Source organism: Isoptericola variabilis 225 (assembly GCF_000215105.1).
In the GTDB taxonomy this organism is placed as follows: domain Bacteria; phylum Actinomycetota; class Actinomycetes; order Actinomycetales; family Cellulomonadaceae; genus Isoptericola; species Isoptericola variabilis_A.
The window spans coordinates 132,851-151,616 of record NC_015588.1 but is presented as its reverse complement, the minus strand read 5'-3'; the positions used below and the strand labels follow the sequence as shown (position 1 = coordinate 151,616).

Here is an 18,766-nt window from a genome sequence, read left to right as displayed (position 1 = left end):
CTCGAGCGTCCTGCCGGACGGCGGGGCGACGTGCGGGCGCACGGGTCGTTCTGTGGACGACGGGCGCCTGGGGGCGGCCTCGGGGCGCAGTCCCGTGGCGGGACGCCCCACGCTACGTCGTGGAACGCAACGCTACCTCGCGCCGTCGAGCGCTACCTCGCGCCGTCCCGCGCTACCTCGCGGGATTCTGCGCTACCTCGCGGCGTCGGGCGCTACCTCGCGGGGTCCAGCGCTACCTCGCGGGGGGACGACGACGGCCCGGCCGGTCCTGATGGACCGACCGGGCCGTCGCGCGTCACCTCAGCGCGAGCCGATCAGATCGAGCCCTCGATCTGGCGCTCGTAGGTGTAGGTGTTGTCCGCACCGTAGGTGTAGATCCCGATGAACGCGGACGACGGGTCGTTGTCCTCGTTGAGCGGGCCGATGCCGGACTGGCCGACGTAGCGGATCTCCTCGCCGGCCTCGAGCGCGGCGACACCCTCCTCGAAGGTCGACACCTCGGTGCCGCCCTCCGAGCCGGAGACGGCGCGGATGTTGTCGGCGATCGTCTGACCGTCGGTCGCGCCACCGCGGACGGCGGCGAGCGCGGCGAGGATCGTCGCGTCGTACGACTCGGCGGCGTACGAGTAGTCGGCGAGCTCGCCGCCCTCGTTCTCCGTGTACCAGGTGTTGAGCTCCTCGCGGAACGCCTCGTCGGCCTGCGCACCCGGCAGCGTGCCCTGGACGCCCTCGAGCGTGCCCGGGTCGAAGTCGTCGCCGTAGTTCGACAGGTTGCCGTCGCAGAAGTACGTCGTGCCGTTGAAGTCCCAGCCCTGCGCGACGAGCTCGTTGACGATCGCGACGGTCTCCTCGAACGCGATGATCGAGATCGCGTCGGGCTCCTGCGCGAGCAGGTCGGTCACCTGCGCACCGAAGTTCGTCTCACCCGGGGCGAACTCCTGGCCGCCGCCCGTGCCGCCGTACACGACCTCGCAGCCGCCGGCCTCGACGGCCTGCTGCACGTTGTCGCGCAGACCCGTGCCGTACGCCTCGTTCTGGACGAGGAAGCCGACGCGGCAGTGACCGCCGTCGAGGATCAGCGAGCCGAGCGCCGCACCCTGGACCGTGTCCGGCGGGGCGGTGCGGGCGAAGAACGGACCGTAGCCCGAGAGGTCGGTCGCCGTGTTCGCGGGCGAGATCTGCATGACCCCGGCCTCCGCGAACGTGTCGACGACGGCGAGCGAGACGCCCGACGACGCCGCACCGATCACGGCCGAGACGCCCTTGTTGATGAGGTCGGTCGCCGTGGAGTTCGCGACCGAGTAGTCGGTGGTGTCACCCGAGTCGCCCCACTCGACCGACACCTCGTTGCCGAGGACGCCGCCGGCCTCGTTGATGTGCTCGACGGCGAGACCGACGCCCGCGATCTCCGGCGGGCCGAGGAACGCGAGCGTTCCCGTGACCGGGAGGATCGTGCCGATGGTCAGCGGTTCAGCGCTGGTCTCCTCGTTGCCGTTGGTGTCGGTCGTCTCCCCGCCACCTGCCTCTCCACCGTCGGAGCTGCAGGCCGCGAGGCCGAGGCTGAGGACGGCGGCGAGGGCGAGGCCCTTCGCGGCCGTGGTGCGTCGAATCATGCTCGTCCCCTTCGGGAGGTGGTCGTGCGGCGGCTCAACACCGCATGTAGTGGTGCTGAAGGTAGCGATTCTGTGTGACGCAGATGTGTCGCGTCCGTCACTACGAGCAGATCGTGACTCACCTGTTATCTAGATCACACCGCACATCCACAGCGTCTCACGACGACGGCGGCCACACCGGTGTGCACCGGTGCGGCCGCCGTCGGGGTCGTGTGGCGACGTCGCGCTCAGCTGCGGAACTGCGTGAAGGCGGCGGTCGCCGGGTCGGCTCCGAGGCGGCCCGAGACTCCGCTCTCGAGCGCCGAGACCTGCGCCATCTGCTCGTCGGAGAGCTCGAACGAGAACAGGTCGATGTTGGTCGCCTGCCGCTCCGCCGACATCGACTTGGGGATGACGACGATGCCCTGCTGGACGGCCCAGCGCAGCACGACCTGCGCCGGCGTGACGCCGATGTCGGTCGCCACGGCCGTCACGGCCGGCGCGTCGAGATCGGCGCCGCGCCCGAGCGGCGAGTACGCCTCGACGACGATCCCCAGCTCGCGGCACTTCGCCTGGACGTCGGCCTGCTGGAAGGTCGGGTGCACCTCGACCTGGTTTACCGCCGGGACGACGTCCGTCTCGCTGACCAGGCGGTCGAGGTGCTCGGGCAGGAAGTTCGAGACGCCGATCGCCTTGACGACGCCCTCCTCAAGGAGCTTCTCGAAGGCCTTCCACGTCTCGACGTAGAGGTCCTTGCTCGGCACGGGCCAGTGGATGAGGTAGAGGTCGACGTAGTCGAGGCCGAGCTCGCGGCGCGAGTTCTCGAACGCGGTGAGCGCCTGATCGAAGCCCTGGTCGCCGTTGCGGAGCTTGGTGGTGACGAAGAGGTCCTCGCGCGGCAGGCCGGACGCGCGCAGCGCGGCCCCCACGCCGGCCTCGTTGTAGTAGCCCGCCGCGGTGTCGACGTGGCGGTAGCCCAGCTCGAGCGCCTTCTCGACGTTGGCCTGGGTCTCGTCGTCGGGCACCTGGAAGACGCCCAGACCGACCTGCGGGATCGACACGCCGTTGTTCAGGGTGATGGAGGGAACCGTCATGGTGTCCTTTCTACCGGTCCCCGCGCGGGCACGCGTCGTCGTACCGGCGTGGCGCGGAAGGGTGGTGGAATAGACCGGCCTCCCGTACCGTTGTGCACTGTTGCAGTGCCTCGCTCGATCCAGGACGGTCTCCGTCCTGCGTCGCGAGGGCCACGTCGTCAGGATTGACGCGGCCTTCCGGCGGACCTTGCTTGTTCAAGAGTTGACGACGATTCACCGTGATGATGCGACCCCGAAGGGCGGGGTCGTCACCTCTTGAAGGAGTACAGCATGGCCACCGGAACCGTGAAGTGGTTCAACGCCGAGAAGGGTTACGGCTTCATCGCCCCCGAGGACGGCTCCGCCGACGTTTTCGCGCACTTCTCCGCCATCCAGTCGAGCGGCTACCGCACGCTCGAGGAGAACCAGCGCGTCGAGTTCGACGTGACGCAGGGCCCGAAGGGCCCGCAGGCGGAGAGCATCCGCCCGCTCTGATGCTCGCTCCGGGTGCCCGACGTCGGTCGGTCACCCTCTGAGCACCGGCCCGCACCCGCTCGCCTCACGGCGGTGGGTGCGGGCCGTCGTCGTTCGCGGACCCGGTCGGCGGCGCCACTGCGGGTGCGACGCGGCGCGCGAGTGAGGGCCGGCCGCGGGAACCTGGCCGCATGGGCAAGCGTTCGGCGGCCGGTCCGGCGGGCCCGGCGGCGGGTTCGACGTCTGACGAGGTAGCGCTCCCCACCGCGAGGTAGCGCGAGCCGACGCGAAGTAGCGCGGGCCGGCGCGAAGTAGCGCGGGCCGGCGCGAAGTAGCGCTCGGCGTCGCGAAGTAGCGCTCGGCGTCGCGAAGTAGCGGGCCGGTTCGCGCTACCTCGCCAGATCCCGCGCTACTTCGGCGGATCGTGCGCTACCTCGGCAGTTTCCGCGCTACCTCGAGGTGAGGCGGAGGAAGGCGCCGAGCTGCTCGAGCTCGCGCACGCTGCCCGGCAGGTAGTCGGTCAGGTGCGGCGACCGCACGACGACGGCGCACCACTGCCCGCGCGACACCGCGACGTTGACGCGGTTGCGGCTGAGCAGGAACCGCATGCCGCGCGGCACGTCGCCGGGCGCGGACGCGGCGAGCGTGAGGATCGCGACGACCGCCTCGCGGCCCTGGAACATGTCGACCGTCCCGACGGGGACCTCGCCCAGCCCCGCGGCGTCGAGCGCCCGGCGCACCGTCCACACCTGGGCGTTGTACGCGGCGACGACGATGGCGTCGGAGGGCCGCAGCGCACGCGGCGGCTCCCCGGCGCCCGGGTGCCACGTCCGCCCGACGACGGCACGCACCTGCCGCACGACCTCGTCGGCCTCCTCGGGCGAGGCCCCCGAGCGGCCGGCGTGCTCGACGAGCACCTCGTGCACGCCGGGCTCGACGCCCTCGAGCCGCCGCTCGGCGGCCACGGGGTGGGCACCCAACCGTCCGGAGTAGGCGAGGTGCGAGACGGCGTCGGCCAGCGCGGGGTGCATCCGGCGCGAGGCGGGCAGGAAGTAGCCGAGCGCCTCGGGCAGGACGTCGTGGCCGTCGGCGAGCCAGCGCAGTGCCGACCCAGCCACGGCGGGCTCGGGGTGCGCGCCCTTGCTCACCTGCGGCAGCTGCTGCGGGTCGCCGAGGAGCAGGAGCCGCCGCGCCGCCCGCGCGACCGCGATCGTGTTCGCCACGGAGAACTGCCCGGCCTCGTCGACGACGAGCAGGTCGAGCCCCTCCTCGGGCCAGCGCTCGTTCGCGAAGTCCCAGGCCGTGCCGCCGACGACGCAGCCCCGGCCGGACGCGCCCGCCTCGGCCGCGAAGCGCTCGAGCTCCTTCGCGGCGAGCTCCGACCACGACGGCGTCCCCGCACCGGGTCGGCCGGCGTCGCGCGCCTTCTTCGCGATCGCGTCCAGCGGCACCCCCGCGTCCACCGCGGCCGCGAGCAGGTTCTCGACGACCGCGTGCGACTGCGCGACGACGCCCACCCGCCATCCGGCGGCGACCAGCCGGGCGACGACGTGCGACCCGACGTACGTCTTGCCCGTCCCGGGCGGCCCCTGGACCGCGAGGTACGACCGGTCGAGCCGCGTGACGGCGTCGTGCACGACGTCGACGAGGTCGTCCCCGAGCCCGGAGAGCGCCGGCGGGAGCTCCTCGCTCCCGACGAGCCGCGGCGGCCGGCGCAGCAGCAGGTCGACCGCGGGCCCGGCCGGGAGCCGCCCCGCGCCGCCCGCGGCCGGGGCCTCGCGCCACGCCCGCAGCGCCGCGGCGGCCGCGTCCTCGACCGCCTGCTCCTGCGCGTCGCACGGCACGTGCGCGTTCGTCGCGACGGCCATCGGCAGGGCGTCGTGCCCGTCCATGCCCGCGCCGAGGCTCTCGCGGACCACGAGCACGTCGCGCTCGACCGTGCGACCGGGTTCGCCGTCCGACGCCGGCACGAGCTCGCGCCGGGCGTCGACCACGACCGCGCGCCGGTTCACCCCGCGCACCGCCCGCGCGTCGAGCTCGCCCACCACGGGCGGCACGGGCCGGTCGTAGAGCAGGAACGCCGGCGTCCCGGCGCCGAGCTCCGAGCCCTCGACCAGGCGTCCCTCGACGCGCAGGTCGCGGGAGAGCACGCGGCGCCCGTCCTCGACGCCCCACTCGCGCAGCACGGTCACGCGCTCGGCCATCAGGGCCGACCGCCGCCCGGGCCACTCGTCGGGCGACAGCTCGAGCCGGGCGTAGTGCTCGTGCCACAGCGGCTTGGCCTCGCGCCGGTAGTACCCGACCGCCGAGCCGAGCAGCGAGAGCGCGCGCAGCTCGGCGTCGGGCGCGGTCCCGCGCTCCGCCTCGACGAGCGCGTGGATCTCGGTCTCGAGCGCGATGCGGCGCGCGGTGTCGAGCTGCCGCGGCGTCGGCTCCGCCGCCAGCTCCGCCGCCTCCTCGGCCGCCGGCGCCTCCTGCGCGGCCGCCGCACCGTCGGGCGCACCGGCGTCGGGCACCGCCGCGCGCAACCAGTCGAGCAGCCGCAGCGTCGACAGGCAGTCGTACCGGTTGTACTCGAGGATCTGCCGCCTGCGCTCCTCGGCCTCCTCGAGCCGGCCGGCGTCGCGCAGCGCGGTGTACTCCGCGTACTCGACGACGCTCGACGCGGCGTCCTTGACGCCCTCGCGCGCCGGGTCGTCCGCCATGTACAGCGGCTCCAGCTTCTTGATCGACCGCGACCGGTCGGAGACGCGCAGCGACGGCCGCACCACGTTCCACAGGTCGACGAGCACGCCGTCGCGCAGCAGCTGGTCGACCTCGTCCTCGTACACACCGTGCCGCGCGGCGATCGACAGCAGGTGCGCGCGCTCGTAGTCCGCGTAGTGGTAGACGTGCAGGTCGGGCCACCGACGACGGCGTTCGGTCAGCCAGTCGACGAACGTCACGAGCGCGCGGCGCTCCTCGGCCGGGTCGTCCGCCCACAGGCCGGTGAACGCCGGCCGGCCCTCGTCGTCGGGCTCGCGCGTGACCCAGCCGAAGAGGTAGTCGAGCCCGAAGCCGCCCGACGGCGCCTCGCCCGCGGCGTCCGTCCACAGCGGGTCGCCCTCGAAGTCGAAGAAGACGTCGCCCGGGCTCGGGGCCGGGAGCCGGTCGATCGGCTCGCGGTCGACGACGGCCCACCGGAGCTCGGCGACCTGCGGGCCGTCCTCGCTCTCGACCTCGTACCGCACGCGCCCGTCGCCGGGCTCGGTCCCGAGCTGGAGCGCGGCCTGGAAGCGCAGCCGCTCGAACCGCGCGGCCGGCATGCCCGACGGCGGCTCGGTCGCCGCGGCGAGCGCGTCGATCGTCGTGAGCCCCGCCTCGGCGAGCACCGCCCGCTGCGGCGCGTACACGCCGCCGACGAGCAGCACGTCGCGCGCCCGGGCGGCCGCCTCGGCGCAGTCCGGGCACCGCGCGAGGCTGCCGCACGCGGCGAACCGCGGGTCCCCCCACTCGACCGGCCCCTCGTCCGCGAGGTGCGCGTCGACCACGGCGAGCATCCGCTCGCGGCGCGCCCGGAACACCGGCATGACCTCGGCGAGCAGGTGGTGGGTCTCGGTGCGCGTGCCGAGCACGAGGTGCGCGTGCTCGGTGGGGTCGATCCGCGCGGAGCGCAGCTGGTCGGCGTAGGCGGCGAGCTGCAGCACCGCGCGCACCTTCTCGCGCCGGGCCAGCTTGGTGTCCCACACCGCGTACCGCAGGCCGCCCGCCTGCCCAACGGCGTCGGGCACCGCCTCCCGCACGAGGAAGTCGGCACGCCCGTGGAACCGGCCGTCGAAGAACGACGCCTGGTAGACGACGTCCGCACCGGCCTCCATGGCACCGAGCGTGCGCGCGTGGGCGGCGACGAGCTCGTCGCGCGACGTCCGCCGCGGCGGCTCGACTGCGACCACCCCGCCGGGCCCGCCGCCGCCGGGCGCCCGGCCGAACCGGCCGACGAGCTCGGCCAGCACGCGCTCCTCGTGCTGCTGCCCGACGGCGGCCGTGCGGGCGAGCATCTCGTCCGCGGGGCGCTCGCGGCGCGGGACCCGGCCCAGCACCTCGTCGAGACGGCTCAGCAGCGCGAACTCGCACTCCGCCGCGAGCACCAGGTCGCCCGCCGAGTGCACGAGCAGCGGCCCGCCGTCGGGGGCGCCGGGCGGGCCGTCGTGCTCGAGCAGGAACATGCCCCAGGTCTACCACCGCCCACCGACATGCCCGGCCCGGCGCCGCGGCGACCACACGGTCGACGTCGTCGCCGGAGACGCGGTCGGCGAGCGTCCAGCCCAGGATCTCCGTGCGCACCCAGTCCTCGAGCGACGGGAACCGCGTGGTGCCCGGCTCGGTGCGGACCCTCGCCGTCAGGCCCGCCTCGGCGAACAGGCTCTCGAGCGCCGCCGGGTCGCCGAACGAGTACGGCGCCCGGATCTCGTCGCCCGCGTCACGGCCGAGCACGTCGTCGACGAGCTCGGCCATCGCCGCGTACCCCGGCACCGCGTCGAACCGGTCGTCCTCGAACGGCAGGCGCTCGGCCCGCGCCTCGACCCACTCGGCGAACGGCTCGTGCCGCCGCGCGACCGCGAGCATCGCCGGGTTGAGGTCGACGCCGACCACCTCGCCGTCGCGCCCCACCCGTTCACGCGCGGTCCGCGCCACCACCCCGGTGCCGCACGCGACGTCGAGCACCCGGTCGCCCTAGCGCAGCCCCGCGGCGTCGCACACGCGCGTCGCCCACTGCTCGAAGATCGCCGGCAGGAAGAACCGGTCGTACACCTCGGCCGCACCGCTGACGACCTGGCCGGTCTTCGCGTCGTTCATCTCGCCTCCTCCGTCGGGTCCGTCCCTCGATCCTCTCGACCCCGCCGGGCGCCCGCCAGGCGAGCCGCGCGTGGACCCGGGCAGGCGGTTTCCGCCATAGTTGGGGCCGCTCGACGTCGAAGGAGAGACATGCCCGTGCGATTCAACCCGCCCCCGGGCTGGCAGGTGCCGCCCGGGTTCCGGCCCGACGCCGGGTGGGCGCCCGACCCGTCGTGGCCACCCGCGCCGCCCGGGTGGGAGTACTGGGTCGACGACGCCGCACCTGCCGCGGCGTCGCCCCCTCCCCCGCCGGCCCGGCCGGCATCCGTCCCGCCGTCCGTGCCGCCCGCGCGTCGCGTGGACACCGCCGTCGGCACGACGGCGGTCATGGCGCCGGTCATGACCGCGGCGCCCGCACCGGCGCCCGCGCCAGCACCCGCGCCGGCACCCGCGGCGATGCCCGCCTCGCCGCCGGCCTCGACGCCCGTCGCCACCGTCACCGCACCCGCCGCGGCGCCCGAGTCGCGCCGCGCCGCACGTCCGGGGACGGCGCGCCGACCGGGGTCGATGCTCGTCGCGGGGGTCGCGGTCGCGTGCCTCGCGCTCGGGATCATCCTCGGCGTCGTGTTCTCTCTGGTGCGCACCGCCGACGCGTCCCAGGCGATCGCCGACGCGCAGCGCGCCCGCGACGCCGCGTTCGAGATGCAGACCGAGGTCAACCAGCGCACCCAGGACCTCGACGCGATGCGTACCGAGCTCGAGGAGCGCGAGCAGGCGCTGCGCGAGCGCGAGTCCGAGCTCGCCGCCAAGGAGTCCGAGCTCACCGTGCGCCAGCAGGAGATCGACGACCAGGCCGCGCAGCAGCAGCAACAGCAGCAGGACCAGGACGGGGCCTGGTTCTACTGGAGCTGCAAGGACGCCCGGAAGGCCGGCGCCGCGCCGATCCAGCAGGGCGAGCCCGGCTACCGCAGCGGGCTCGACAAGAACGGCAACGGCGTCGCGTGCGAGGAGAGCGAGCGCTGACCGTCCGCCCGGTCAGCGGGTGGGGAGACCGAGGCTCTCGGCGAGCTCCGTGCCGCAGTACGCGCGCTTGACGTGGACACCGAGCTCGTCGTCGGTGACGTCGTCGCACGGCACCACGTCGGAGGCCGACGGCGCCCGGTACGTCAGGGTGAAGCCCTCGTACGGCGAGCCACCGCACCGGGGTCGTGTTCTTCCGCGGCGCCCACGACAACTGACCCGTCCCTCGCCTGGCGGTGGTTCGGACCGGTTGCGTCATGGCGCCGTGAACGCAAGCGATCCGAACCACCGGCCGAGATGAGACGAGGCGGGACGAGACGAGGCGAGGCGGGGCGCGGCGACGAAGGTCAGCCGCGCGGGAACGGGATGACCGGGCAGATGAACGACGCGACCACGCCGCCGTCGACGGCGTACCCGGCGTCGATCGCGGCCCAGACCTCCTCCGCGCTGCCGAGCACGCCGTCGCCGTCGAGGTCGCCCGCCATGACCGCGGCGTCGTACCCGGACGGGAACGACACGGCGTGGACCATCCACCGGCCGCCGTTGTAGGGATCCGGCACACGCCCCGCGGTGGGACCGTGCACGTGCTGGTGCGCGCCGGCGAGGCGAGCACCGCCGTCGTTCACGTGACCGACGCGTGCGGCGGCGGGGCCGGGATCGGGCTGTCGATCGTGCGGTCCGTGGCCGAGGCGCACGGCGGGTCCGTGGGCGTCGAGAACCTCCCTCTGCCCGACGGCGGCACCGGCTGCCGCTTCACGCTCACCCTCCCGGCCTGACGGGGCCGGACGGGCTGATGTGGCGGTCGGTGGACTACAGCACGTGGGAGAGGAACTCCTGCAGCCGCGGCTCGGCGGGGTTGTCGAGCACCTCGGACGGCGGGCCCTCGGCGACGATGACGCCGTCGTCCATGAACACGACGTGGTCGGCCACCTCGCGCGCGAACCCGATCTCGTGCGTGACGACGACCATGGTCATCCCGTCCCGCGCGAGGTCGCGCATGACGGCGAGCACCTCGCCGACGAGCTCGGGGTCGAGCGCGGAGGTCGGCTCGTCGAAGAGCATGAGCTCGGGGTCCATGGCCAGCGCCCGCGCGATCGCGACGCGCTGCTGCTGCCCGCCGGACAGCTGCGCCGGGTAGTGGTCGACCCGGTCGGCCAGCCCGACGCGCGAGAGCAGCTCGAGCGCCCGCTCGCGGGCGGCCGCGCGCGACAGCCCGCGCACCTGGACGGGCGCCTCCATGACGTTCTGCAGCGCCGTGAGGTGCGGGAACAGGTGGAAGCGCTGGAACACCATGCCGATGCGCGAGCGTTGCCGCGCGATCACCTTGGGGTGCAGCCGGTGCAGCACGCCCTTGGCGTCGAGGCGGTAGCCCATGAGCTCGCCGTCGACGTGGATCGAGCCGGCCGTGATCTGCTCGAGCTCGTTGATGCAGCGCAGCAGGGTCGACTTGCCCGAGCCCGACGGCCCGAGCACCACGGTGACAGACCCGCGCGCGACCTCGAGGTCCACGCCCTTGAGCACGTGCGTGTGCCCGAAGACCTTGTGCACGCCGCGGGCCCGCACCATCGGCTCCTGCGCCGTCGGGGTCGTGCCCGACGGCGGTACCTGCGTCGTGCTCACGGGGTCACCTCCGCGAAGGGGTCGTCCTTGGTCGTGCCCGCCGCGCGGATGAGGTCCTGCTTGCGGGGCTTGCGGGACCCGGACGGGCCGCGACCCGACCGCCCGGCCGGGCTGCCGCCGTCGAACCCGCGCCCGTAGTACCGCTCGAGGAAGTGCTGGCCGACCATGAGGATCGACGTGATGAGCAGGTACCACAGCGCGGCGACCACGAGCAGCGGGATGGGCTGGAAGGTGCGGTTGCCGATCGCGCTCGTGGCGTACATGAGGTCGAGCGTGAACGGCACCGCCACGACGAGCGACGTGGTCTTGAGCATGGAGATGGTCTCGTTGCCCGTCGGCGGGACGATGACGCGCATGGCCTGCGGCAGGACGATCCGCCGCATGATCTTCCCGTCCTTCATGCCGAGCGCCTTGGCGGCCTCGGTCTGCCCCGGATCCACCGAGCTGAGCCCCGCCCGCACGATCTCCGCGAGGTACGCGGCCTCGTTGAGCGCGAGGCCGAGCAGCGCGGCCCAGAACGCGGTGATGAGGTCGCGCGTGGAGAACACGAAGAACTCGGGCCCGAACGGGATGCCGAGGCTCAGGCGCGGGTAGAGCACCGAGATCAGGCCCCAGAAGACGAGCTGGGTGTAGATCGGGGTGCCGCGGAAGAACCAGATGTACGCCCACGCGACCCACCGCATGACCGGGTTGTCGCTGCGGCGCATGATCGCGAGCGTCACGGCGAGCACCACGGCCAGGGCCATCGACCCGAACGTCAGCACGAGGGTCCAGCCCACGCCGCGCACCACGACGACGTCGCGCAGGTACAGCCAGACCGTGTCCCAACGGAAGTTGGGGTTGGTGACGAGGCCGTTGACCGCCATCGCCACGAGGACGAGAACGACCGCCGCCGAGACCCAGCGGCCCGGCCGGGGGACCGGCCGGGCGCGCAGGGGCTCGGGCAGCTCGCGCGTGGGCGCGCTGGCGTGCGGCGAGGTGGACGTCACGGCGTCAGCCCACGCTCGGGTTGAGCTCGGCCGTGGTCAGGACCTCCTCGCCGGAGCCCCAGGCCTCGGCGATCTCGGCGAGCGTGCCGTCGTCCATGAGCTTCTGGAGGCCGGCACGGACGGCCTCGGCGAGCTGGGTGTCGTCCTTGGCGATCACGACTCCGTACGGGGCGGCGTCGCGGACCTCGCCGAGCGCCTCGATGGTGCCGCCGGTCTGCTCGACGGCGTAGCCCACGATGGGCGAGTCGGCGTACATGGCCTGCAGCTTGCCGCCCGCGAGGTTGGTCGTGACGTCGGCCTGCGAGTCGTACGGCAGGACCTCGATGGGCTCCGCGCCCGACTCCTCGCACGCGGCCGTGAGCGCCTCGAGCTCGTCCTGCTGGACGGTGCCCGTCTGGACGCCGACGGTGACCCCGCAGAGGTTCTCCGGGTCGACGCCGTCCGGGTTGCCCGCCGCGACGGCGAGCTGCGAGCCGGCGGTGAAGTAGCTGACCATGTTCACGGTCTCGAGGCGCTCGGCCGTGATCGTGAACGCCGAGACGCCGAGCTCGTAGCGCGAGCCGACGGCCGGGATGATCGCGTCGAAGGTGCTCGACTGGACGTCCGCCTCGAGGCCCATCGTGGCGGCGAGCGCGTTCACGATGTCGATGTCGAGGCCGACCGGCGTCGTGCCGTCCGCGGCGACGAAGTCGACGGGCGCGTACTCCAGGTTCGAGCCGACCGTGAGCACGCCGTCGGCGGCCACGGCCTCGGGCACGAGCGCGGCGACCTCCTCGTCGACCGCGACGGCCGACGGGTCGAAGGTCGCGGCCTCGTCCGAACCCGCACCGGAGCCGGAGCCGGCCGCACCGGCGGACCCGAGGTCCTGCGAGGCGCTGGTGCAGCCCGCGAGCAGGAGGGCCGCGGCGGCGGCGGAGACGACGGGCAGGGCGGGAAGGCGCATGGCGGGCTCCGTAGGTGTCGTGGAGGGCGCGGCGCGGACCGGGGTCGGGCCACCCGCAAGAGGACTATGCAGGAGTATGCATACCTATTCCATGCGCGACCAAGCCGACGGCGCATGACGTACGTCACGCCGTCGGGCACGAGGACGAACGACGGCGGCCAGCGGCCACGAGCCGTCGCCGGGATCCGAGTCCCGGGACGAGCCGCGGCCGCCGGCCGCCGGAGGGTGGAGAGGGTCGGTCTACGTGTCGTGCTCGATGATCCCCGCGTCCTCGCGGTGGTCGTCGTAGCCGCCCTCCGGGTACGAGGTCCGCTCCGGGTTGGCCCGCAGCCACAGGATGGCCGCGATCAGACCTCCCCAGACCACGAGGAGAGCGACGATCATCATGAGGATCGCGGCGGTGGTCATCGGGTGGCCTCCTTCGTAGCGGCGGACTGCACCAGCGGCGGGTACTGCGGCCACGGCGTGAACGCGTCCGGGTCACGGCGCCAGCGCGGCAGCGTGAGCAGGATCGCGCCGACGACGAGGACGACGAGCGTGCCCCAGCCCGCGACGAGCAGGTAGCCGGTGTCGTACCCCTCGTACGGCTCGCGCAGCAGGTTGATCACGCGCTGGACGAGCATGACGGCGAGCACGGCCGGCACGATCGCGCCCACGCACACGTACCACCAGGCGCCGACCGCGCCGGTCGAGACGGCGTTGAGGTGGTAGCGGAGCTCGGGCGCGCGGCGGTAGACCCACACCACGAAGATGCAGGTGAGGATCGCCGAAGAGACGATGCCGATGTTGTTGGCCCAGTTGTCGATCGTGTCGAGTGCGATCAGGCCGGTCGTCGTCGAGAACCCGACGATCGACAGGATGGCGGCCAGGGCACCGATGCCGACGGTCGCGGCCCGGCGGCTCAGCCCGAACTTCTCCTGGAAGCCGGCGGAGACCACCTGCATGATCGAGATCAGCGACGTGAAGCCGGCGATGACCAGCGACCCGAAGAACGCGGCACCGAAGACCGGGCCCCCGGGCATCTGGGACAGGATCGCGGGGAAGGTCACGAACGACAGGATCGGGCCGGTCAGGCCCTCGATCTCGCCGACCGCGATGCCCTGCTGGCCCGCGAGGAAGCCGAGCGTGGCGAACACGCCGATGCCGGCGAGGATCTCGAAGCCCGAGTTGGAGAACGCGACCACCAGGCCGGGCGACGTGAGGTTCGCGCGACGCTGCCGGTAGGAGGCGTAGGTGATCATGATGCCGAACGCCACCGAGAGCGAGAAGAAGATCTGCCCGTACGCCGCGATCCACACGTCGGCGTCCGTCAGGGCCGACCAGTTGGGCGTGAAGAACGCGTTGAGTCCGTCGGCCGCACCCTCGAGCGTCAGTGCGTAGACGACGAGCGCGGCGAACGCGACGAACAGCAGCGGGATGAAGATGACGTTGGCGCGTTCGAGCCCCTTGGCGACCCCGGCGGCGAGCACGCCGATCGTCGCGACCCACACGAGCACGAGCGGGATGAGCACGGCGGGCACGAAGTCGAGCGTGAACCACGGGTCCGCGCCTCCGACGTCGGCCACCTGGAGGTACTCCCCGACGAAGAACCCGGCCGTGTCCTCGCCCCACCGCAGGTCGAACGAGAAGACGAAGAAGCTCGCCGCCCAGGCGATGACCGCGGCGTAGTAGATGGCGATGACGAAGCAGATCATCACCTGGAACCAGCCCAGGCTCTCGAGCCACCTCCGCACCCGCCGGAAGGCCATCGGCGGGCCGCCGCGGAAGCGGTGCCCGAGGGCGTAGTCGAGGAAGAGGATCGGGATGCCCGCCGTGAGCAGGGCGATGAGGTAGGGCACGAGGAACGCGCCACCACCGTTCTCGTACGCCACGCCCGGGAACCGCCAGATGTTGCCGAGGCCCACGGCGGAGCCGATCGCGGCAAGGATGAATCCGACCTGCCCGGTGAACTGCTCCCGGGGTGGATGGGTCACGTTGGTGCTGTTCGCGCTCACGGGTGTCGCACCCTCCGAGTTGATCGCCGTCGAGTTAAACGCGTCTCACCTGCGATCATGTCGGACGACGCCCCGCACGGCAACGGTCGACACGCAGAGTCACCCGAGCAGTCGCTCGACGTAGCCGCCGCGCAGCTTCCCGGCGGGGTCCATGCGCTCGGCGAGCGCCCGGAAGTCGGCGAACCGCGGGTAGGTCGCGGCGACGTCGGGCAGCCCGACCGCGAAGAGCTTGCCCCAGTGCGGGCGCGCGCCGAGCGGCAGCAGCGCCTCCTCGATGCGCGGCAGGACGGCCCGGACCTCGGCGTCGTGCTGGAGCCACGTGAAGTGGAACCCGACCGAGTCCTCGTCGAACGGGCTGAGCCACAGGTCGTCGGCCGCGATCGTGCGGATCTCGCTCGTGAGCAGGTGCGGCGCCACGACCGGGCCGAGCCGGCGCATCGCCTCGACGGCCGCGACGGCGTTGCGGCGCGGCAGCAGGTACTCGGACTGCAGCTCGGCGCCCGCCGACGGTGTGAACTCGAGCCTGAAGTGGCTCAGCCGGTCGTACCACGGGCCCGGCACGCCGAGCTGCTCGGTGCACGCGACCGGGTCGACGCCCGGCACCGGGTGCTGCGGCGCGGTGGCCCACCGCAGGTGCCGGAGCGCGTCCGGGCGGCCGTCGTCGCCCGCCACGACGCCGCCGTCGACCCGCGACTTGAACCAGACGTGCCGCGCCGCCGGCTCGTCCCAGCCCGTGAAGACGCTGACCGAGTACGCGGCGCCCGTGACGTCGTCGAACCGCTCGAGCAGCGTGTCCCACGGCAGGTCGAGCGCGACGTCCTGGCGGACCTCGTACGCGGGCTCGGTCTCGAGGTCGACGCGCGTGACGACCCCGAGCGCGCCGAGCGACACGACCGCGCCCGCGAAGTCGGCGTCGCCGCGCACGAGCCGGTGGCGCCCGCCGTCGGGCGTCATGAGCTCGAGCCCGACGACGGCGCCCGCGAGGCTGCGCGTCGCGTCGCCCGAGCCGTGGGTCGCCGTCGCGACCGCGCCGGCCACGGAGATGTGCGGCAACGACGCCATGGTGGCGAGCGCGCGACCCTCGGCGTGCAGCGTGCGCATGATGTCGCCGTAGCGGAGCCCTGCCGTCACCGAGGCGACGCCCGTGGCGGGGTCGAGGTCGACGGCGGGCCGGCCGTCGTCGAGCGCGTCGACCTGCACGTGGACGCCCGGGGTGTCGGCGACGTCGTTGAACGAGTGCCGCGAGCCGAGCGCACGGACCTTGTCGGCCCGCGCGAGCACGTCGGCGAGCTCGTCGAGGGTCGTGGGGCGTGCGACCTCGCGCGCCGTGTACGTCAGGTTCCCAGCCCAGTTGAGATGCACGGGCCCACCCTGCCACGCGACGGCCACCGATCGCGGCCCGTCTCGCCGAGATCCGCCGGGGAGGTTCTACGTCGCGAGGTAGGAGGCGAGGTCCGCGGCGGCGAGGTCGAGCGCCGACCGCTCGGCCGCCGTCGGCTCGCGCGACCACTGCACGTCCAGCCCGCCCGCCGCGACGCCGGCGCTCGGCCACCGCCACCGGCCCGCGACGCGCCCGTCGACCGCGATGCAGTGCACGTAGGCCCCGCGCCGGTCGGGCGGCTCCGCGCCCGGCTCGAGCACGACGTCGCGCGACTCGCGGTAGGAGCAGAAGAGCTCGTCGTACGCCTGGAGCAGGTCCACGCGCAGCGTGCCCGACGGCGGTGCACCGGTGGGCGCGCCGGCGTCGGGCACAGAGGCGGCCCGGTAGAAGGTGAGCCCCTCGAGCCGGCCGGCACCCGGCACCTCGACCGCCTCGCCGGCGTCGAGCAGTACCTGCAGGCCGCGGCGCAGGTCCGCGAGCGTGAGCGTGGCCCACTGCGCGACGTCCTTGACCGTCGCGTACGCGCGCGAGGGCAGGTAGCGGCGCCACAGCTCGACGACCGCCGCCTCGGCGTCGAACCGCTCGCCGAGCGGCCCGTACCCGGCGGGCGCGCGGTCGTCGAACGCCGCGTACGTCTGCTGCCGGTCGCGCGCCGGACCGCTGACGACCAGCCGCTCGAGCTCGGCGTGCATGAGCACCTGCGTGACGTGGATGCCCGGAGCGTCCTCGGCGACGAGCCCGCGCGCGACGAGCGCGTCGCGCAGCTCGGCCCGCGTGCGGGGGCCCGCGGCGACCTCGGCGGCGACGCAGTCCATGCCCGGGCCGGGGTCGCCGATGCCCCACGCGCGCTCCGTCGACGCCATCTGCCGGCGGACCCGCGGCGCGGTGAGCTCGATCAGCCACCGCGCGTCGTCGGGCCGCACGAGGTGCCACGTGGGCCGCAGGACGTGCGTGCGGAGCACCTCGCCCGCGTCGAGCGCGGCCGCGGCCCCCGACGCCCCGGGTTCGCGGCCGGGCTCGACCCGCCGCGACGCTCCCCACAGCGCGGGCCGCAGCTCCTGACCCTGCACGGCGAGGAAGTGCCCGACGACGGACGGCAGGTCGGGCAGGTCCGGTTCCGTGACGCGGTGCGCGCGCAGGCGTGCGCGCAGCAGCTCGTCCGGTCCGATCGCGGGTTCGGGCACGCGCCCACCCTGCCACGCCCCACCGACGTGCTACCTCGCGCGCTGCAGCGCTACCTCGGGGAGGAACGCGCTACCTCGGCCGTGAATCCCCGCCGAGGTAGCGCGTTCCGTGCCGAGGTAGCGTCAGGCCAGGGTCAGCTCCACGGTCGCGTACGAGTGGGCGGGCAGCTCGACCTCGAGGCCACGATCGTGCTTCCGCACGGTCTCGAGCGCGACCGGGATGACGGCGTCGGGACGCTCCGCGGTGTTGTGGGCGTTGGCCGCGTCGGCGGTGAGCACGCGCGCGGAGTGCCCGACGACGTCGCGCCCGCGCAGGTCGAGCACGACCGTCCGCGGCGCGTCGGCGTCGAGGTTGGTCAGCGAGACCAGCGCCGTGTCGCCCTTCGTGGACGCCGACGCCGAGACGAGCGCGAGGTCGCCGCCGTCGACGGACCGGGTGGGCACGTCGTCGACGAGGTGCACGTCGAGCGCGGCGGCGTCGTGGTGGCCGGCGTTCATCGCGAAGACGTGGAACGTGGGCGTGCGCACGAGCGCGTTCGTGTCCGGGTCGGTGAGCAGCATGGCCTGGAGCACGTTGACGGTCTGCGCGATGTTGGCCATGACGACGCGGTCGGCGTGCCGGTGGAACGCGTCGAAGTGCAGGGAGGCGACGAGCGCGTCGCGCAGCGTGTTCTGCTGGTACAGGAAGCCGGGGTTCGTGCCCTTCTCGACGTTCCACCACGTGCCCCACTCGTCGACCACGAGGCCGACGCGCTTCTTCGGGTCGTAGCGGTCCATGACCGCGCCGTGCCGGTCGAGCAGCTCGTCCATGTGCGCGGCGCGCGCCAGCGCGAGGTACCACTCGTCGGTGGAGAACTCGGTCGCCCAGCCCTTGTCCGACCACTCGCCGGTGAACGTGTAGTAGTGCAGCGAGATGCCCTGGAACGGCGCCGCGGGGCCGTTCCCGGCGTCGAGCGGGTCGAACGACTTCATGAGCGTCTCGGTCCAGTGGTAGTCGTGGTCGCTCGCGCCCGCCGCGATCCGGTAGACCTCGTTGCCCGCGTGGTTGCGCACGTACGTCGAGTACTGCCGCGCCAGGGACGCGAACTGCTCGGCGCGCAGGTGGCCGCCGCAGCCCCACGCCTCGTTGCCGATGCCGAAGAACGGGACCTTCCACGGCTCGTCGCGCCCGTTCGCGCGGCGCAGCGCCGCCATCGGCGAATCGTCCGCGCGCGTGAGGTACTCGATCCACTCGCTCATCTCCTGCACGGAGCCCGAGCCGACGTTGCCGCTGATGTACGGGTCCGCCCCGAGCAGCTCGCACAGCGCCATGAACTCGTGCGTCCCGAACGAGTTGTCCTCGACGACGTCGCCCCAGTGGGAGTTGACCATCCGCGGCCGCTGCTCGCGCGGGCCGACGCCGTCGCGCCAGTGGTAGTCGTCCGCGAAGCACCCGCCCGGCCAGCGGAGGTTGGGGATCTGCAGCTCCCGCAGGGCCTCGACGACGTCGAGGCGGATGCCGCCCTCGTTCGGCACGTCCGAGTCCTCGCCCACCCAGAAGCCGCCGTAGATGCAGCGGCCCAGGTGCTCGGCGAAGTGCCCGTAGACGTGGCGCGAGATCGTGGCGCCGGGAAGGTCGAGGTTGATGACGGCGACGGTGTGCGACATGGGGAAAGCAGAGCTCCGTTTCGTTCTGACGTGT

Annotated in this window: 16 protein-coding genes and 1 pseudogene; 3 read left to right on the top strand and 14 right to left on the bottom strand. The window is 73.4% G+C overall.

The features are described from left to right. Positions 1–314: 314 nt before the first annotated feature. Positions 315–1,613, bottom strand: a complete 1,299-nt coding sequence (locus ISOVA_RS00690) for an ABC transporter substrate-binding protein (protein WP_013837343.1) — start codon at positions 1,611–1,613, stop codon at positions 315–317. Between the two features lie 227 nt (positions 1,614–1,840). Beyond that, positions 1,841–2,686, bottom strand: coding sequence for an aldo/keto reductase (locus tag ISOVA_RS00685; protein ID WP_013837342.1), 846 nt, complete (start codon positions 2,684–2,686; stop codon positions 1,841–1,843). A 270-nt stretch (positions 2,687–2,956) separates the two neighbouring features. Here ISOVA_RS00685 and cspE point away from each other — a divergent pair, with 270 nt between their 5' ends. After that, positions 2,957–3,160, top strand: coding sequence for a transcription antiterminator/RNA stability regulator CspE (gene cspE / locus ISOVA_RS00680; RefSeq protein WP_013837341.1), 204 nt, complete (start codon positions 2,957–2,959; stop codon positions 3,158–3,160). A 428-nt stretch (positions 3,161–3,588) separates the two neighbouring features. Here the strand turns inward: cspE and ISOVA_RS00675 are convergent, their stop codons facing one another. The 3 genes and pseudogenes from ISOVA_RS00675 to ISOVA_RS17390 form a co-directional block, all read right to left on the bottom strand. After that, the gene (locus ISOVA_RS00675; protein WP_013837340.1) at positions 3,589–7,344 is read right to left on the bottom strand and encodes a TM0106 family RecB-like putative nuclease; all 3,756 of its coding nucleotides are present in this window, start codon (positions 7,342–7,344) and stop codon (positions 3,589–3,591) included. A gap of 310 nt (positions 7,345–7,654) precedes the next feature. Continuing rightward, positions 7,655–7,843 (bottom strand): annotated as a pseudogene (locus ISOVA_RS17550) (methyltransferase domain-containing protein); the annotation flags it as partial. A gap of 9 nt (positions 7,844–7,852) precedes the next feature. Further along, a complete protein-coding gene (locus ISOVA_RS17390; protein ID WP_261376316.1) occupies positions 7,853–7,975 on the bottom strand; it encodes a hypothetical protein in 123 nt (40 codons plus the stop codon). 129 nt (positions 7,976–8,104) lie between these two features. On the opposite strand from ISOVA_RS17390, the gene ISOVA_RS17090 reads away from it, so the two are divergent. Then, positions 8,105–8,977 carry an excalibur calcium-binding domain-containing protein gene (locus tag ISOVA_RS17090; protein WP_013837339.1) on the top strand — a complete coding sequence of 291 codons (873 nt, stop codon included), beginning with the start codon at positions 8,105–8,107 and terminating at the stop codon, positions 8,975–8,977. Positions 8,978–9,321: 344 nt separating this feature from the next. Here the strand turns inward: ISOVA_RS17090 and ISOVA_RS17085 are convergent, their stop codons facing one another. After that, on the bottom strand, positions 9,322–9,534 hold the full coding sequence (locus tag ISOVA_RS17085; protein WP_233276027.1) for a hypothetical protein: 213 nt from the start codon (positions 9,532–9,534) through the stop codon (positions 9,322–9,324). 18 nt (positions 9,535–9,552) lie between these two features. On the opposite strand from ISOVA_RS17085, the gene ISOVA_RS17080 reads away from it, so the two are divergent. Then, entirely contained in the window at positions 9,553–9,750 is a 198-nt protein-coding gene (locus ISOVA_RS17080; protein ID WP_041294714.1) for an ATP-binding protein, read from the top strand. A gap of 34 nt (positions 9,751–9,784) precedes the next feature. On the opposite strand, the gene ISOVA_RS00650 is transcribed toward ISOVA_RS17080, so the two are convergent. The 8 genes from ISOVA_RS00650 to ISOVA_RS00620 all read right to left on the bottom strand — a co-directional run bounded on the left by ISOVA_RS00650 (position 9,785) and on the right by ISOVA_RS00620 (position 18,732). Further along, a complete protein-coding gene (locus ISOVA_RS00650; RefSeq protein ID WP_041294979.1) occupies positions 9,785–10,540 on the bottom strand; it encodes an amino acid ABC transporter ATP-binding protein in 756 nt (251 codons plus the stop codon). A 50-nt stretch (positions 10,541–10,590) separates the two neighbouring features. Next, on the bottom strand, positions 10,591–11,583 hold the full coding sequence (locus tag ISOVA_RS00645; RefSeq protein WP_013837336.1) for an amino acid ABC transporter permease: 993 nt from the start codon (positions 11,581–11,583) through the stop codon (positions 10,591–10,593). Positions 11,584–11,587: 4 nt separating this feature from the next. Then, positions 11,588–12,526 (bottom strand): ABC transporter substrate-binding protein, encoded by a 939-nt coding sequence (locus ISOVA_RS00640; RefSeq protein ID WP_013837335.1) that lies wholly within the window; start codon positions 12,524–12,526, stop codon positions 11,588–11,590. A 240-nt stretch (positions 12,527–12,766) separates the two neighbouring features. After that, positions 12,767–12,934, bottom strand: coding sequence for a methionine/alanine import family NSS transporter small subunit (locus ISOVA_RS15805; protein ID WP_013837334.1), 168 nt, complete (start codon positions 12,932–12,934; stop codon positions 12,767–12,769). Then, complete coding sequence (locus tag ISOVA_RS00635) at positions 12,931–14,520, bottom strand: sodium-dependent transporter (RefSeq protein ID WP_013837333.1); 1,590 nt, start codon at positions 14,518–14,520, stop codon at positions 12,931–12,933. The genes ISOVA_RS15805 and ISOVA_RS00635 overlap by 4 nt, the downstream gene beginning before the upstream one ends. Positions 14,521–14,619: 99 nt before the next feature. Next, complete coding sequence (locus tag ISOVA_RS00630; RefSeq protein WP_041294976.1) at positions 14,620–15,882, bottom strand: FAD-binding protein; 1,263 nt, start codon at positions 15,880–15,882, stop codon at positions 14,620–14,622. A gap of 66 nt (positions 15,883–15,948) precedes the next feature. Next, complete coding sequence (locus ISOVA_RS00625) at positions 15,949–17,085, bottom strand: winged helix DNA-binding domain-containing protein (RefSeq protein ID WP_013837331.1); 1,137 nt, start codon at positions 17,083–17,085, stop codon at positions 15,949–15,951. A 123-nt stretch (positions 17,086–17,208) separates the two neighbouring features. After that, positions 17,209–18,732 carry an alpha-N-arabinofuranosidase gene (locus ISOVA_RS00620; RefSeq protein ID WP_013837330.1) on the bottom strand — a complete coding sequence of 508 codons (1,524 nt, stop codon included), beginning with the start codon at positions 18,730–18,732 and terminating at the stop codon, positions 17,209–17,211. Positions 18,733–18,766 lie beyond the last annotated feature (34 nt).

Bases quoted from the DNA above. Each gene is read 5' to 3' on its own strand.
- ISOVA_RS00675 (WP_013837340.1), bottom strand. From the start codon at position 7,344: ATGTTCCTGCTCGAGCACGACGGCCCGCCCGGCGCCCCCGACGGCGGG.
- ISOVA_RS00650 (WP_041294979.1), bottom strand. From the start codon at position 10,540: ATGGTGCGGGCCCGCGGCGTGCACAAGGTCTTCGGGCACACGCACGTG.
- ISOVA_RS00685 (WP_013837342.1), bottom strand. From the start codon at position 2,686: ATGACGGTTCCCTCCATCACCCTGAACAACGGCGTGTCGATCCCGCAG.
- cspE (WP_013837341.1), top strand. From the start codon at position 2,957: ATGGCCACCGGAACCGTGAAGTGGTTCAACGCCGAGAAGGGTTACGGC.
- ISOVA_RS15805 (WP_013837334.1), bottom strand. From the start codon at position 12,934: ATGACCACCGCCGCGATCCTCATGATGATCGTCGCTCTCCTCGTGGTC.
- ISOVA_RS00640 (WP_013837335.1), bottom strand. From the start codon at position 12,526: ATGCGCCTTCCCGCCCTGCCCGTCGTCTCCGCCGCCGCCGCGGCCCTC.
- ISOVA_RS17090 (WP_013837339.1), top strand. From the start codon at position 8,105: ATGCCCGTGCGATTCAACCCGCCCCCGGGCTGGCAGGTGCCGCCCGGG.
- ISOVA_RS17390 (WP_261376316.1), bottom strand. From the start codon at position 7,975: ATGAACGACGCGAAGACCGGCCAGGTCGTCAGCGGTGCGGCCGAGGTG.
- ISOVA_RS00620 (WP_013837330.1), bottom strand. From the start codon at position 18,732: ATGTCGCACACCGTCGCCGTCATCAACCTCGACCTTCCCGGCGCCACG.
- ISOVA_RS00690 (WP_013837343.1), bottom strand. From the start codon at position 1,613: ATGATTCGACGCACCACGGCCGCGAAGGGCCTCGCCCTCGCCGCCGTC.